The 15,239-nt window shown below is 56.7% G+C and carries 14 protein-coding genes; 10 read left to right on the top strand and 4 right to left on the bottom strand.

Annotation, left to right across the window (positions count from 1 at the left end):
• The first annotated feature begins 64 nt into the window (after positions 1 to 64).
• Positions 65 to 1,111: a DUF1176 domain-containing protein gene (locus EAE_RS00490; protein ID WP_015703142.1), complete on the top strand. Its 1,047-nt coding sequence runs from the start codon at positions 65 to 67 to the stop codon at positions 1,109 to 1,111.
• Here the strand turns inward: EAE_RS00490 and tkt are convergent.
• Together tkt and tal are read right to left on the bottom strand one after the other, a co-directional pair.
• The gene (tkt, locus tag EAE_RS00485) at positions 1,101 to 3,095 is read right to left on the bottom strand and encodes a transketolase (RefSeq protein ID WP_015703141.1); all 1,995 of its coding nucleotides are present in this window, start codon (positions 3,093 to 3,095) and stop codon (positions 1,101 to 1,103) included. The genes EAE_RS00490 and tkt overlap by 11 nt on opposite strands.
• Positions 3,096 to 3,101: 6 nt before the next feature.
• On the bottom strand, positions 3,102 to 4,070 hold the full coding sequence (gene tal / locus EAE_RS00480) for a transaldolase (protein WP_015703140.1): 969 nt from the start codon (positions 4,068 to 4,070) through the stop codon (positions 3,102 to 3,104).
• Between the two features lie 293 nt (positions 4,071 to 4,363).
• On the opposite strand from tal, the gene maeB reads away from it, so the two are divergent.
• Positions 4,364 to 6,643, top strand: a complete 2,280-nt coding sequence (gene maeB, locus EAE_RS00475; protein ID WP_015703139.1) for an NADP-dependent oxaloacetate-decarboxylating malate dehydrogenase — start codon at positions 4,364 to 4,366, stop codon at positions 6,641 to 6,643.
• A 58-nt stretch (positions 6,644 to 6,701) separates the two neighbouring features.
• Here maeB and hemF read toward each other — a convergent pair whose 3' ends face one another.
• Both hemF and amiA read right to left on the bottom strand, forming a co-directional pair.
• Positions 6,702 to 7,601 (bottom strand): oxygen-dependent coproporphyrinogen oxidase, encoded by a 900-nt coding sequence (gene hemF / locus EAE_RS00470; RefSeq protein ID WP_015703138.1) that lies wholly within the window; start codon positions 7,599 to 7,601, stop codon positions 6,702 to 6,704.
• Positions 7,601 to 8,473, bottom strand: a complete 873-nt coding sequence (gene amiA / locus EAE_RS00465) for an N-acetylmuramoyl-L-alanine amidase AmiA (protein WP_015365483.1) — start codon at positions 8,471 to 8,473, stop codon at positions 7,601 to 7,603. Before amiA ends, hemF begins: the two co-directional genes overlap by 1 nt.
• Positions 8,474 to 8,684: 211 nt before the next feature.
• On the opposite strand from amiA, the gene EAE_RS00460 reads away from it, so the two are divergent.
• The 8 genes from EAE_RS00460 (at position 8,685) to cysA (ending at position 15,200) form a co-directional block, all read left to right on the top strand.
• Entirely contained in the window at positions 8,685 to 9,110 is a 426-nt protein-coding gene (locus tag EAE_RS00460; protein ID WP_015365484.1) for a GNAT family acetyltransferase, read from the top strand.
• Entirely contained in the window at positions 9,097 to 9,546 is a 450-nt protein-coding gene (locus EAE_RS00455; protein ID WP_015365485.1) for a DUF2919 domain-containing protein, read from the top strand. The genes EAE_RS00460 and EAE_RS00455 overlap by 14 nt, the downstream gene beginning before the upstream one ends.
• A gap of 61 nt (positions 9,547 to 9,607) precedes the next feature.
• Complete coding sequence (locus tag EAE_RS00450) at positions 9,608 to 10,183, top strand: RpoE-regulated lipoprotein (RefSeq protein ID WP_015703137.1); 576 nt, start codon at positions 9,608 to 9,610, stop codon at positions 10,181 to 10,183.
• A 94-nt stretch (positions 10,184 to 10,277) separates the two neighbouring features.
• Positions 10,278 to 11,177 carry a Dyp-type peroxidase gene (locus EAE_RS00445; RefSeq protein ID WP_015703136.1) on the top strand — a complete coding sequence of 300 codons (900 nt, stop codon included), beginning with the start codon at positions 10,278 to 10,280 and terminating at the stop codon, positions 11,175 to 11,177.
• A gap of 214 nt (positions 11,178 to 11,391) precedes the next feature.
• Positions 11,392 to 12,408 (top strand): sulfate ABC transporter substrate-binding protein, encoded by a 1,017-nt coding sequence (locus EAE_RS00440; RefSeq protein ID WP_015365488.1) that lies wholly within the window; start codon positions 11,392 to 11,394, stop codon positions 12,406 to 12,408.
• Complete coding sequence (gene cysT, locus EAE_RS00435; RefSeq protein WP_015365489.1) at positions 12,408 to 13,241, top strand: sulfate/thiosulfate ABC transporter permease CysT; 834 nt, start codon at positions 12,408 to 12,410, stop codon at positions 13,239 to 13,241. Before EAE_RS00440 ends, cysT begins: the two co-directional genes overlap by 1 nt.
• Complete coding sequence (cysW, locus tag EAE_RS00430) at positions 13,241 to 14,116, top strand: sulfate/thiosulfate ABC transporter permease CysW (protein ID WP_015703135.1); 876 nt, start codon at positions 13,241 to 13,243, stop codon at positions 14,114 to 14,116. Before cysT ends, cysW begins: the two co-directional genes overlap by 1 nt.
• Entirely contained in the window at positions 14,106 to 15,200 is a 1,095-nt protein-coding gene (gene cysA, locus EAE_RS00425; RefSeq protein WP_015365491.1) for a sulfate/thiosulfate ABC transporter ATP-binding protein CysA, read from the top strand. The genes cysW and cysA overlap by 11 nt, the downstream gene beginning before the upstream one ends.
• Positions 15,201 to 15,239: the final 39 nt, after the last annotated feature.

Below are 15,239 nucleotides of genomic sequence, written 5' to 3'. Positions count from 1 at the left end.
AGTGCTGATGATAATGATGAATTAGAAATCACTCTGTCAGTCATACTTCGGGATTGTGCCGCTCATGTTTCATCGGGTTTTAATGCTGCTTTTTTTCGGTTTTCTGCCGACGTCGTTGGCGTGGGCGGCGCCAGCCCAGCAGTTGTTTGGAGACTGGCTTGTCACCTGCAACAATCAAAATTATTGCGTCACGCGTAATGTCGGGCTGCATCATGGATTGGTGATGACGTTAAGCCGCAGCGCGGGGGCAGCCACCGATGCCGCTTTACGCATCGAACTTGGCGGCGTCGGTAATCCGGTTGCCGCGCTGGCGGCCATCGGCCCGCGGCTGCAGCTAGATGGAAAACCGCTGCATTTTGACGGTAAACATTGGCAGATTGCCGATAAGCTGATTAAAACCGGTGATAGCGTCAGTATCGACGCTTTCCTGCAGCAGGCCCAGGAGGGGAAAGAGATTACCCTGCAAAACGGTCTGCAAAGCATTTCATTGAAGGGCCTGAAGGCCGCGCTGCTATTTATTGATAATCGGCAAAAGCGGGTCGGCAGCGAAACCGCGTGGGTCGGCAAAGGTGAAGAACCACCGCTCAGCGTACCGCCAGCGCCGGCGTTGCGCACCGTAGGCAAAGCGGAGGTGGCGCAGTCGCCCCTCAGCCGCGACGAACTAAATGAGCTTATCGATTACGGCAATGAGCGGATGAACGCCAGCCCCTGTTCGCTCGATCCTTTCCGCCGGGAAATCCGCGTCACCGCGCTGACCGATGAGAAAGTTCTGCTGATGACCAGTTGCGAAGCGGGCGCCTACAATACCGTTTGGCTGGCGTGGCTGGTGTCGCGCAAAATGCCGCATCTTGCCCGCCAGGTGCGCCTGGCGCTGCCTTTCCAGCCGCCCGGCAATGCGCCGCGTGATATTGAGTTGATTAACGCCAGCTTTGACGAGCAGCGTCATGAACTGGTGACCTTCGATAAAGGCCGCGCGCCGGGCGATTGCGGGATCCAAACCCGCTGGCGTTATGACGGCCAGCGGTTCAATTTGACCCGCTACGCTCAGCAACCGCAGTGCGATAACTGGCAGGGGCCAGACGCCTGGCCCACACTATGGATCACCCGTTAAGCACCTTACGGCTGACTTCGACAATATGTTCAGCGGTAAAGCCGAAGAACGGGAACAGCTTGTCGGCGGGCGCCGATTCCCCGTAGCGGGTCATACCAACAATTGCGCCTTTCAGGCCGACATATTTATACCAGTAGTCGGCGATACCGGCTTCGATAGCGACGCGGGCGCTAACATCGGAAGGCAGCACCGACTCGCGCCAGGCCTCATCCTGAGCATCGAAAACGTCGGTGGAAGGCAGCGACACCACCCGCACGTTTATGCCGCTGGCCAGCAGCGTCTCCGCCGCCTGAACGGCGATCTCGACTTCCGAACCGGTGGCGATCAGGATGAGATCCGGCTTGCCGCCCGCATCCTTCAGAACGTAACCGCCGCGAGCAATTTCCTGCACCTGTTCCGGCGTACGGGCCATTTGCGCCAGATTCTGTCGCGAAAGGATTAATGCGGTAGGGCCGTCCTTGCGCTCAATGGCCGCCTGCCAGGCGACGGCGGTTTCCACCTGATCGCACGGACGCCAGGTACTAAAATTGGGCGTCAGCCGCAGGCTTGCCAGCTGCTCTACCGCCTGGTGTGTTGGACCGTCTTCGCCAAGGCCGATTGAATCATGGGTGTAGACCATAATCTGGTGCGCCTTCATCAGCGCCGCCATGCGCGCGGCGTTGCGCGCGTATTCGACGAACATCAGGAAAGTCGAGGTATAGGGAATAAAACCGCCGTGCAGGGCGATGCCGTTAGCCACCGCGGTCATACCGAATTCGCGTACGCCGTAGTGGATATAATTACCCGCCTGATCCTCTTTGATCGACTTCGAGCCGGACCAGATCGTCAGGTTACTGGGCGCCAGGTCGGCGGAACCGCCGAGCAGCTCAGGCAAATCCGGGCCGTAGGCGTTAAGCGCATTTTGCGAAGCCTTACGGCTGGCTATTTTCGCCGGTTCCGACTGTAGCTTCGCCACATAATCATGGGCCGTTTTTTGCCAGTCAGCCGGGAGCTCGCCTTCCATGCGCCGTTTAAGCTCAGCCGCCAGTTCTGGATACTGCTGCTGATAAGCGGCGAATTTTTCATTCCACGCATGTTCTGCTTTCTCGCCGCGCGGCCGCGCATCCCAGCCCTGATAAATTTCTTTCGGGATTTCAAACGGCGGGTATTTCCAGCCCAGCTGTTCGCGGGCCAGCGCGACCTCCTTTTCCCCCAAGGCCGCGCCGTGCGACTCTTCGGAACCGGCTTTATTTGGTGAACCAAAGCCGATTATGGTGCGGCAAATAATCAGCGAGGGTTTGTCTGTTACCGCCTGCGCCTCCTGGATTGCCTGCTTCACCGCCTGCGGATCGTGACCGTCGATATCGCCAATCACGTGCCAGTGGTAGGCGCGAAAGCGCTCGGCGGTATCGTCGGTGAACCAGCCTTCAACGTGGCCGTCAATAGAGATACCGTTGTGATCGTAGAACCCAATCAGCTTGCCTAATCCCAGGGTGCCCGCTAGCGAACTGGCCTCGTGAGAAATCCCCTCCATCAGACAGCCATCGCCCATAAACACCCAGGTGTAGTGATCGACGATGTCGTGGCCGGGACGGTTAAACTGCGCCGCCAGCGTACGTTCGGCGATAGCCATCCCGACGGCGTTAGCCAGCCCCTGGCCGAGCGGCCCGGTGGTGGTTTCCACGCCGGGGGTATAACCATGTTCCGGGTGACCCGGCGTTTTCGAATGCAGCTGGCGGAAGTTTTTCAGCTCATTCATCGGCAGATCGTAGCCGGTCAAATGCAGCAGGCTATACAGCAGCATCGAAGCATGGCCGTTAGACAAAATGAAACGATCGCGATCGTACCAGTGCGGGTTTGTCGGGTTGTGCTTGAGAAAATCGTTCCACAGCACTTCGGCGATATCCGCCATCCCCATCGGAGCGCCGGGGTGGCCGGAATTGGCTTTCTGGACGGCGTCCATGCTCAGGGCGCGAATGGCGTTAGCAAGCTCTCTTCGGGACATAGTCGTTTACTCCGTGACAAAGGATGACAGTTTTGCTGCTAGCAGATCTTCCAGTTTGCGTTGATCGACGGCGAACTGGCGAATACCTTCCGCCAGTTTTTCTACCGCCATCGGATCCTGGTTATGCTCCCAGCGGAATTCCGCTTCGCTCATCGGAACCGGGCGCGGCAGTATCTGATGAGCGGGGATGAGTTTGCGTACTACCGGCGCGTCGCTGGCCTGCAGCTCTTGTAACAAGGCCGGGGAGATGGTGAGGCGGTCGCAGCCGACCAGCGCGAGGATTTGTTCGGTACGGCGGAAGCTGGCGCCCATCACGATGGTGTTGTACTTATGGAGTTTGAAATAGTCGTAGATATTGCGCACCGATTTCACCCCCGGGTCTTCATCAACCACGTAAGGATCTAACGGCTGACGCGCCTGATACCAATCGTAAATACGCCCGACGAAGGGCGAAATCAGAAACACGCCGGCTTCAGCGCAGGCGCGAGCCTGGGCGAAAGAGAACAGCAGCGTCAGGTTGCAGTGAATCCCTTCTTTTTCCAGCACCTCCGCGGCGCGGATCCCTTCCCAGGTGGAGGCTAGTTTGATCAGGATCCGCGACTTATCGATCCCCATTTCCTGATAGAGAGCGACCAGATGGCGTGCTTTCTCGATACTTTTTTCACGATTGAAGGAGAGACGGGCATCGACTTCGGTGGAGACGCGCCCTGGGATGCTTTTGAGTATTTCCGCACCAAAATTGACCGCCAGTTTATCGCAGGCATTGGCGACCTGCGTCTCGCGGTTGCCGCCCTGTTTTGCAGCCCAGGCGAGGGCATCATCGATAAGCCCGGCGTAGTTATCCAGTCCGGCAGCCTTTAAGAGCAGCGAAGGGTTGGTGGTGGCATCTTCAGGCTGATAGTGGCGGATAGATTCAATGTCGCCGCTGTCGGCGACTACGGTGGTGAATTGTTTGATACTGTCTAGCTGGTTCATTAAAAAGTACTCCTGGAACAATAAGTTGCATGAGTTCTTGTCGTTATGCGGTAGAGGTCGTGATGAGGTACATAACTAAAAAGCATAGCAGACGGGGCTATCATTGACCGTGAAACTAGGTTACATAAATATTATAAATTGATAACAACCAGACCTTTGTGATGGCAAGAGTATGGCGGCCTTCAAAGTTTAAACCGCCGTCAGGCGCGATACTAAGCCTCGCCTTAAGGCGGGCCGACGGCTCGCCATCACGCTTCACCCCCTACGATTCGATACGTGAAAGGAACCATAAAATGGATGAGCAGTTGAAACAAAGCGCCCTCGATTTCCACGAGTTCCCGGTGCCCGGGAAAATTCAGGTGTCGCCGACTAAGCCCCTGGCGACCCAACGCGATCTGGCGCTGGCATATTCGCCGGGCGTTGCCGCGCCGTGCCTGGAAATTGAGAAGGATCCTTTGGCCGCTTACAAATACACCGCTCGCGGCAACCTCGTGGCGGTGGTCTCCAACGGTACCGCTGTCCTCGGTTTAGGCAATATCGGCGCGCTGGCCGGAAAACCGGTAATGGAAGGAAAGGGCGTTCTGTTTAAAAAGTTCGCCGGTATCGATGTGTTCGATATTGAAGTTGATGAGCTGGATCCTGACAAATTCATTAATGTCGTTGCCGCCCTGGAGCCGACGTTTGGCGGCATCAACCTCGAAGATATTAAAGCGCCGGAATGTTTCTACATTGAGCAGAAACTGCGTGAGCGCATGAATATTCCGGTGTTCCACGACGATCAGCACGGCACGGCGATTATCAGCACCGCGGCAATTCTCAACGGTCTGCGGGTGGTTGAGAAGAATCTCTCTGATGTGCGGATGGTGGTCTCCGGCGCGGGAGCGGCGGCTATCGCCTGTATGAACCTGCTGGTGGCGCTGGGAATGCAGAAACACAATATCGTGGTCTGCGACTCGAAAGGCGTTATCTATAAAGACCGCGAAGCCAACATGGCGGAAACCAAAGCGGCCTACGCGGTGGAAGACGACGGGAAACGTACCCTCGACGATGTCATCGATGGCGCGGACATTTTCCTTGGCTGCTCCGGGCCGAAAGTTCTGACTCCGGAGATGGTCAAGAAGATGGCGCGCTCACCGCTGATCCTCGCGCTGGCGAACCCGGAGCCGGAAATCCTACCGCCGCTGGCGAAGGAAGTGCGCGACGACGTGATTATTTGTACCGGCCGTTCCGACTATCCAAACCAGGTCAACAACGTGCTGTGCTTCCCGTTCATCTTCCGCGGCGCGCTGGATGTTGGCGCGACGGCGATAAACGAAGAGATGAAGCTGGCGGCGGTTCATGCTATCGCCGAGCTGGCGCATGCCGAACAGAGCGAAGTCGTGGCTTCCGCCTATGGCGACCAGGATCTCAGCTTTGGCCCGGAGTACATTATTCCGAAACCGTTCGATCCGCGCCTGATCGTCAAGATCGCGCCAGCGGTCGCTAAAGCGGCGATGGAATCAGGCGTGGCGACCCGGCCGATTGCCGACTTCGATGCCTACATCGAGAAACTGAGCGAGTTCGTCTATAAAACTAACCTGTTTATGAAGCCGATCTTCTCCCAGGCGCGCAAAGAGCCGAAGCGCGTGGTGCTGGCGGAAGGCGAGGAGACTCGCGTGTTGCACGCCACGCAGGAGCTGGTTTCTCTGGGGCTGGCGAAGCCAATCCTCATCGGTCGCCCGAGCGTGATTGAAATGCGCATCCAGAAACTGGGCCTGCAGATTAAAGCGGGCGTGGACTTCGAAATCGTCAATAATGAATCCGATCCGCGCTTCAAAGAGTACTGGAGCGAGTACTACCAGTTGATGAAGCGCCGCGGCATTACCCAGGAGCAGGCGCAGCGGGCGGTCATTAGCAACACTTCGGTCATTGGCGCGATTATGGTTCATCGCGGTGAGGCGGATGCGATGATCTGCGGAACCATCGGAGATTATCATGAGCACTATCGCGTGGTTCAGCCGCTGTTTGGCTTCCGCGACGGCGTCAGCACCGCCGGGGCGATGAACGCGCTGCTGCTGCCAAGCGGAAACACCTTTATCGCCGATACCTATGTCAACCACGATCCATCGCCGGAAGAGCTGGCGGAGATCACCCTGATGGCGGCGGAAAGCGTGCGTCGTTTTGGTATCGAACCGCGTGTCGCGCTGCTGTCGCACTCTAACTTCGGTTCAGCTGATTGCCCGTCTGCCAGCAAAATGCGCAAAACGCTGGAATTGGTGAAAGCGAGCGCGCCGGATCTGATGATTGACGGCGAAATGCACGGCGACGCCGCGCTGGTGGAGAGCATCCGCAACGATCGTATGCCGGATAGCCCGCTGAAAGGGGCGGCTAATATTCTGGTGATGCCGAATATGGAAGCCGCGCGTATCAGCTACAACCTGCTGCGCGTCTCCAGTTCGGAAGGGGTAACCGTCGGGCCGGTACTGATGGGTATCGCTAAGCCGGTGCATATTCTCACGCCTATCGCCTCCGTGCGCCGTATCGTCAACATGGTGGCGCTGGCGGTCGTGGAAGCGCAGACCCAGCCGCTGTAAGCACAATAAAAAAGTAAGCCCCGGTAATCCGGGGCTTTTTTGTCTCAGGAGACCTAAATCAGATCCACTCTTTGACTTTAATAAACTCGCTCAATGCGGCTTCCGGGCTGCCTTCTTGCGGATGGTAGTCATACTCCCAGCGCACCAGCGGCGGCATCGACATCAGAATAGACTCCGTACGCCCGCCGGTCTGCAGGCCGAACAGCGTGCCGCGATCCCACACCAGATTGAATTCCACATAGCGCCCGCGGCGATAAAGCTGGAAATCGCGTTCGCGTTCGCCGTAAGGCGTGGTTTTTCGGCGCTCAACGATCGGCAGGTAAGCGTCGGTAAAGCCGTTGCCCACTGCCTGCATAAAGGCGAAGCAGTGGTCGAAGTCCGGAGTATTTAAATCATCAAAGAACAGACCGCCAATGCCGCGCTGTTCGTTACGGTGCTTAAGGAAGAAGTAATCATCGCACCACTTTTTATAGCGCGGATAGACCTCGTCGCCGTACGGCAGGCATAAATCGCGGGCAGTACGATGCCAGTGAATGGCGTCTTCTTCAAACCCATAATAAGGCGTTAGATCAAACCCGCCGCCGAACCACCACACCGGGTCGGCGCCGGGCTTCTCGGCAATAAAAAAGCGAACGTTAGCGTGGCTGGTCGGCACATAGGGGTTGCGCGGATGCACCACCAGCGAAACGCCCATCGCCTCAAAGCTGCGCCCGGCCAGTTCCGGGCGGTGGGCGGTAGCTGAGGCGGGCATCGCATCGCCATGGACGTGAGAGAAGTTAACCCCGGCCTGCTCAAAGACGCCGCCGTCGCGTAAAACCCGGCTGCGTCCGCCGCCGCCGCCTTCGCGCTGCCAGCTATCTTCAACAAAATCCTTGCCGTCAACGGCGGAGAGTTTGGCGCAAATGGCATCCTGCAGCTGAAGAAGGAAGGCTTTGACCTGCTGTACATCGGGTTTCATTAACGTCTCTTCGAATGCGCTTTCTGGTTATCGAACCAGTGGAAATAACTAATAATGCCGGAAGCGATAGCGTTAGCAATCTTCTGGCGGAAAGCGGTTGTGCCGAGTAGCTTCTCTTCATTTGGGTTGGTAATGAACGACGTTTCGACCAGCACCGAGGGAATCGAAGGGGACTTCAGCACCACAAAGGCCGCCTGCTCTGTATTGCGGCTGTGCAGTTTATGCACCGGCTTAATCTTTTTCAGAATATGCGAGCCGAGCGTCAGGCTGTTCTTAATGGTGTCGGTTTGCACCAAATCGAACAATACCTGCTGCAGCAGATGGTCCTTATCCGTCGCTTTTTTACCGGCGACCTCATCGGCGCGGTTTTCGCGCTCGGAGAGATATTTCGCCATGGCGCTACTGGCGCCGCGGTTGGAGAGCGCAAAGACGGAGGCGCCGGCCGCACTCGGGTTGGTAAAGCCGTCGGCGTGAATCGACATAAACAGATCGGCGCCGTGCTGGTGGGCGATCTCAACGCGATCGTACAGCGGAATAAAGGTATCGCCGCTACGCGTCAGACGGGCATCGATGCCGTTGCTGCGTAAAATGCTGCGCACATTTTTAGCAATGGCCAGCACGACGTGTTTTTCTTTCGAACCGTTGTGGCCAATTGCCCCCGTATCGATGCCGCCATGACCGGGGTCAAGCATCACCAGACGCCTGCTGCCTGCTTTCTTTGCGACGGGTTTGCTGTGTCCATTGGAAGTTTTTAGCGGCTGCTCTTTGGCAGTGGCTTGGGAAGCGACGCCGGTTAGCGTCATCGCAGCCAGTCCTGCTTTCAGCACCTGACGGCGCGAAGCAAGTATTTTTAATGGTTTAAAAGTGCTCATTCGGCCTGAATTGTAAACAAGTGATGTCCAATGTTATATCGTATCGCGTTTCCCGTTACGACCACTCAAAATAAGAATTGTTTTACTTTTCATTTCAATACATGACAAAGCGATATTATGCCATTTTTTGCTGATGATTTCGCCTGATATTGGCTATCAGTCATATTCGCGCCATAATCACTGTTTTTAACCGTAAATGGTGGGGAATACCATGGAGATTCGCGTTTTTCGCCAGCAGGATTTCGAAGAAGTGATCACCCTTTGGGAGCGCTGCGATCTTCTGCGCCCATGGAACGATCCGGAAATGGATATCGAGCGTAAGCTCAACCACGACGTGAGCTTGTTTCTGGTCGCTGAAGTGAACGGTGAAGTGGTGGGGACGGTGATGGGCGGTTACGACGGCCACCGCGGCTCCGCTTACTATCTTGGCGTACATCCGGAATACCGCGGCCGCGGTATCGCTAATGCGCTGCTCAATCGGCTGGAAAAGAAGCTGATCGCCCGCGGTTGCCCGAAAATTTCAATTATGGTGCGTGACGATAACGATGTGGTGCAGGGGATGTACGAGCGTCTCGGTTACGAGCACTCGGATGTACTCACCCTGGGTAAACGCCTGATTGAAGATGAAGAATACTGAATTTATTCCTGCCGATTATGATACCCAGGGTCGTTTACGGCTGCCGCTGTTGTTTTGGGGTGTGCTGTTGCTGCAGGCGCGCACCTGGGTGCTGTTCGTCATGGCCGGCGCCTCCCGCCAGCAGGGGGATGCGCTGCTGAGCCTGTTCTATCCCGATCACGATAACTTCTGGCTGGGTTTGCTGCCCGGCGTACCGGCGGTCGCGGCATTTCTGCTTAGCGGTCAGCGTCAGCGTTTCCCGCGTCTCTGGCCGCTGATGCGCTGGCTGCTGATTGCTTCACAGGCGCTATTGCTGGCCTGGCAGCCGTGGCTGTGGTTCACCGGCGAGGCGCCTTCCATGCTGACCATCGCCCTGCTGGCGGCCGATATTTATGCGCTATGGTGGCTGATAACCAGCCGCAGGTTGCACGCCTGTTTTCGCCTTGAAGCGCTTTAATGGCACTTTTTGCCGATCGCGCACTCCAACATGCGTTGAATGAATCAGAAAGGATTGAGTTATGAAATCGCTACGTCTAATGCTTTGCGCGCTTCCGCTGGCGCTAACCGGCTGCTCAACGATGAGCGCGGTGAACTGGTCGGCTGCCTATCCATGGAACTGGTTTGGTTCCTCCAACGAGGTCACCGAGCAGGGCGTGGGTAAACTGACGGCGTCGACGCCGCTCAATGAACAGGCAATTAGCGATGCCCTCGGCGGCAGCTACCGTCTGCGCAGCGGAATGAAAACCGCGGATGGCAAAATCGTTCACTATTTTGAAGCGCTAAAGGATGACAAGCTGGCGCTGACTATCAACGGCGATGGCGGTACGGTGAGCCGCATTGATGTGCGCGATAGCGCGATTCCCGCCGCCAGCGGCGTGAAAATCGGTACCCCGTTTAGCGAGCTGTACGGCAAAGCGTTCGGCAACTGCGAGAAAGGCGTTCCCGACAACGGCGCGGTGGTGGAATGTAAAGCGCCTGGCAGCCAGCACATCAGCTACGCCTTTACCGGCCACTGGAGCGGCCCGGACGAGCTGATGCCGTCCGACGATACCCTGAAGAACTGGAAAGTCAGCAAAATTATCTGGCGTCGCTAATTTGATCTGAAGAGACACGTGGGCGGATAAAAACGGTTACAATGGCGCGTTAGCAACGTCATAGCGTTGTGGTTGCATCATTTCAGGAGGAGCGATGTCTCAGGTTCAGAGCGGCATTTTGCCGGAACATTGCCGCGCGGCGATTTGGATTGAAGCCAATGTAAAAGGGGACGTTAACGCCCTGCGCGAAGCGAGCAAAATTTTTGTCGATAATGTGGCCACCTTCCAGGCTAAATTTCCTGACGCCAAACTCGGCGCGGTGGTCGCTTTCGGCAATACCGTCTGGCGTCAGCTGAGCGCTGGTGAAGGCGCGGAAGAGTTAAAAGATTTTCCGGTTTACGGCAAAGGGCTGGCGCCATCCACGCAGTATGACGTGTTGATTCATATTTTATCCGCCCGTCATGAAGTGAACTTTTCCGTCGCCCAGGCGGCGGTGGCCGCTTTCGGCGACGCCATTGAAGTGAAAGAAGAAATTCACGGTTTCCGCTGGGTGGAAGAACGCGATCTGAGCGGCTTTGTCGACGGCACCGAAAACCCGGCAGGCGAAGAAACCCGCCGTGAAGTCGCGGTGATTAAAGACGGCGTTGACGCGGGCGGCAGCTACGTATTCGTGCAACGCTGGGAGCACAATCTTAAGCAACTGAACCGCATGAGCGTGCCGGATCAGGAGATGATGATTGGCCGTACCAAAGACGCCAACGAAGAGATCGACGGCGACGAGCGCCCGATTACTTCGCACCTGAGCCGCGTGGACTTAAAAGAAGATGGCAAAGGGCTGAAAATCGTCCGCCAGAGCCTGCCATACGGTACCGCCAGCGGCACTAACGGCCTGTACTTCTGCGCCTACTGCGCTCGCCTGTATAACATTGAGCAGCAGTTGCTGAGTATGTTCGGCGATACCGACGGTAAGCGCGATGCCATGCTGCGCTTCACTAAACCGGTGACCGGCGGTTATTACTTCGCGCCGTCGCTGGAGCGTATTCAGGCGCTGTAATTTTTCCCCTCACCCTAACCCTAACCCTAACCCAGAGGGTTAGGGTGTAAGCGAATCCAGCATACGTACAGCCGCTTTCAGCAAAGCTTTGCCAGTTGCTTATTCTCTTTTCTACTTCCAAATCGCCAAACGGTATATAAAACCGTTACTCCTTTCGTACTCGTTATAAATATGATGATCATCAGTAAATGATCATTTTTGATAAGGGTGCGCAATGGCCGTTAAATCACTGAAAAAAGGATATCTGGCGCTGGCAGCTTCCATGCTGCTGGTGGCGCAGGCGCAGGCGACTGAACTGCTGAACAGTTCCTATGATGTTTCCCGCGAGCTGTTCGCCGCCCTTAATCCGCCTTTTGAACAGCAGTGGGCAAAAGAAAACGGCGGCGACAAGCTGACCATTAAGCAGTCACATGCGGGCTCCTCCAAGCAGGCGTTGGCGATTCTGCAAGGTCTGAAGGCTGACGTCGTGACCTATAACCAGGTGACGGACGTCCAGATTCTGCATGATAAAGGCAACCTGATCCCGGCAGACTGGCAGAGCCGTCTGCCGAATAACAGCTCGCCGTTCTATTCGACCATGGCGTTCCTGGTGCGTAAGGGCAATCCCAAAAATATTCATGACTGGAACGATCTGGTGCGTTCTGACGTGAAGCTGATCTTCCCGAATCCTAAAACTTCAGGCAACGCGCGCTATACCTATCTTGCGGCCTGGGGGGCGGCGGACAAAGCCGATGGCGGCGATAAAGCCAAAACCGAACAGTTCATGACCCAGTTCCTGAAGAACGTCGAGGTATTCGATACCGGCGGTCGCGGCGCGACCACCACCTTCGTCGAGCGCGGGTTGGGCGATGTGCTGATTACTTTTGAATCGGAAGTTAACAACATCCGTAAACAGTATGAAGCGCAGGGGTTCGAAGTCGTTGTGCCGAAGGTCAATATCCTCGCCGAATTCCCGGTCGCGTGGGTAGACAAAAACGTTAAGGCCAACGGTACTGAAAAAGCGGCGAAAGCCTACCTGAACTATCTCTATAGTCCGCAGGCGCAGACCATCATCACCGATTACTACTATCGCGTGAACGATCCGAAAGTGATGGCGTCGCTGAAAGATAAATTCCCGCAGACCGAACTGTTCCGCGTGGAAGACCAGTTTGGCAGCTGGCCTGAAGTGATGAAAACCCACTTCGTCAGCGGCGGCGAGCTGGACAAACTGCTGGCAGCGGGGCGTCAGTAATGTTGGCTGTGTCGTCCAAGCGCGTGCTGCCGGGCTTTACCCTGAGCCTTGGCACCAGCCTGCTGTTTGTGTGCCTGATTTTACTGTTGCCGCTCAGCGCGCTGGTGATGCAGCTGGCGCAGATGAGCTGGGCGCAGTATTGGGAGGTGATTACCAACCCTCAGGTGGTCGCCGCCTATAAAGTCACGCTGCTGTCGGCCTTCGTGGCCTCGATTTTTAACGGCGTGTTCGGCCTGCTGATGGCGTGGATTCTTACCCGTTATCGTTTTCCAGGCCGTACGCTGCTCGATGCCCTAATGGACCTGCCGTTCGCGCTGCCGACGGCGGTGGCGGGCCTGACGCTGGCCTCGCTGTTCTCGGTTAATGGCTTGTACGGCGAGTGGCTGGCGAAGTTTGATATCAAAGTGACCTATACCTGGCTTGGCATCGCGGTGGCGATGGCCTTTACCAGCATCCCGTTTGTGGTGCGTACCGTGCAGCCGGTGCTGGAAGAGTTAGGGCCGGAATATGAAGAGGCGGCGGAAACCCTCGGCGCGACGCGCTTACAGAGTTTCCGCAAAGTGGTGCTGCCTGAACTGTCGCCAGCCCTGCTGGCGGGGATTGCGCTGTCGTTTACCCGCAGCCTTGGCGAGTTCGGTGCGGTGATCTTTATCGCCGGCAACATCGCATGGAAAACGGAAGTGACTTCGCTGATGATTTTCATTCGTTTGCAGGAGTTTGATTACCCGGCGGCGAGCGCGATTGCCTCGGTGATCCTCGCGGCTTCGCTGCTGCTGCTGTTCTCTATCAACACCCTGCAGAGTCGCTTTGGTCGACGCGTGGTAGGTCACTAATGGCGGAAGTTACTCAATTGAAGCGCTATGACGCGCCCCGGATCAACTGGGGCAAATGGTTTCTGATCGGCGTCGGGATGCTGGTATCCGCCTTCATCCTCGTGGTGCCGATGATTTATATTTTTGTCCAGGCTTTCAGTAAAGGGTTAATGCCGGTGCTGGAAAACCTGGCCAATCCGGACATGCTGCACGCCATCTGGCTGACGGTGATGATCGCGTTGATTACCGTGCCGGTGAATCTGGTATTCGGTACGCTGTTGGCCTGGCTGGTAACGCGCTTTACCTTCCCTGGCCGCCAGCTGCTGCTGACGATGCTGGATATCCCGTTCGCCGTCTCGCCGGTGGTGGCAGGTCTGGTTTATTTACTGTTTTACGGCTCCAACGGCCCACTCGGCGGCTGGCTTGATGAGCACAACATGCAGATCATGTTCGCCTGGCCGGGCATGGTGCTGGCGACTATCTTCGTCACCTGCCCGTTTGTGGTCCGCGAGCTGGTGCCGGTGATGATGAGCCAGGGGAGCAACGAAGATGAAGCGGCGATACTGCTCGGCGCTTCCGGTTGGCAGATGTTCCGCCGGGTGACGCTACCCAATATTCGCTGGGCGCTGCTGTACGGCGTGGTGTTGACCAACGCCCGCGCGATTGGCGAATTCGGCGCGGTGTCGGTCGTTTCCGGCTCGATCCGCGGCGAAACGCTATCGCTGCCGCTGCAAATTGAACTACTGCAGCAGGACTACAACACCGTCGGTTCGTTTACCGCCGCAGCCCTGCTGACGTTAATGGCTATTTTGACCCTGTTTTTAAAGAGTATGTTGCAATGGCGTCTGGCCAATCAGGAAAAACGCGCGCAACAGGAGGGAAATCATGAGCATTGAGATTGCCAATATTAAGAAATCGTTTGGTCGCACCCAGGTGCTGAATGATATCTCGCTGGATATCCCTTCCGGGCAAATGGTTGCGCTGCTGGGGCCGTCCGGCTCCGGTAAAACCACCTTATTGCGGATTATCGCCGGGCTGGAGCATCAATCCAGCGGCCATATCCGTTTTCACGGCACCGACGTGAGCCGGATGCACGCCCGCGATCGTAAAGTGGGCTTTGTTTTCCAGCACTATGCGCTGTTTCGGCATATGACGGTATTCGATAACATCGCCTTTGGCCTGACCGTGCTGCCGCGCCGTGAGCGTCCCAATGCGGCGGCGATTAAAGCCAAAGTGACCAAACTGCTGGAGATGGTGCAACTGGCCCATCTTGCCGACCGTTATCCGGCACAGCTTTCCGGCGGCCAGAAGCAGCGCGTAGCGTTAGCGCGCGCGCTGGCGGTCGAGCCGCAAATTCTGCTGCTGGATGAACCCTTTGGCGCGCTGGATGCGCAGGTGCGTAAAGAACTGCGCCGCTGGCTGCGCCAGCTACATGAAGAATTAAAATTCACCAGCGTGTTTGTTACCCACGACCAGGAAGAGGCGATGGAAGTCGCCGATCGGGTAGTGGTAATGAGCCAGGGCAACATCGAACAGGCCGATGCGCCTGAACGCGTCTGGCGTGAACCTTCGACCCGTTTTGTGCTCGAGTTTATGGGCGAAGTTAACCGCCTGCAGGGCACCATTCGCGGTGGCCAGTTCCACGTCGGCGCCCACCGCTGGCCTTTAGGCTATACCCCGGCATACCAGGGGCCGGTCGATCTGTTCCTGCGGCCGTGGGAAGTAGATATCAGCCGCCGTACCAGCCTGGATTCGCCGTTGCCGGTGCAGGTGCTGGAAGCTAGTCCGAAGGGGCACTACACCCAATTAGTCGTCCAGCCTCTTGGGTGGTATGACGAACCGCTGAGTGTAGTGCTGGCGGGCGATGAGGCCCCGTCCCGCGGCGAACGCCTGTTTGTCGGCTTGCAGAATGCGCGCTTGTATAACGGAACCGAGCGCATCGAGCCGCGCGGCGAACTTGCTCTGGCAGAGTCGGCCTGATAGCTTAAATCCACGTGCTTTTGCCGGGCGGCGCAGCGC

It is taken from the genome of Klebsiella aerogenes KCTC 2190 (assembly GCF_000215745.1).
In the GTDB taxonomy this organism is placed as follows: Bacteria; Pseudomonadota; Gammaproteobacteria; order Enterobacterales; family Enterobacteriaceae; genus Klebsiella; species Klebsiella aerogenes.
Note: the sequence above shows the minus strand (reverse complement) of the source record. Positions and strands in the feature narration are given on the sequence as shown.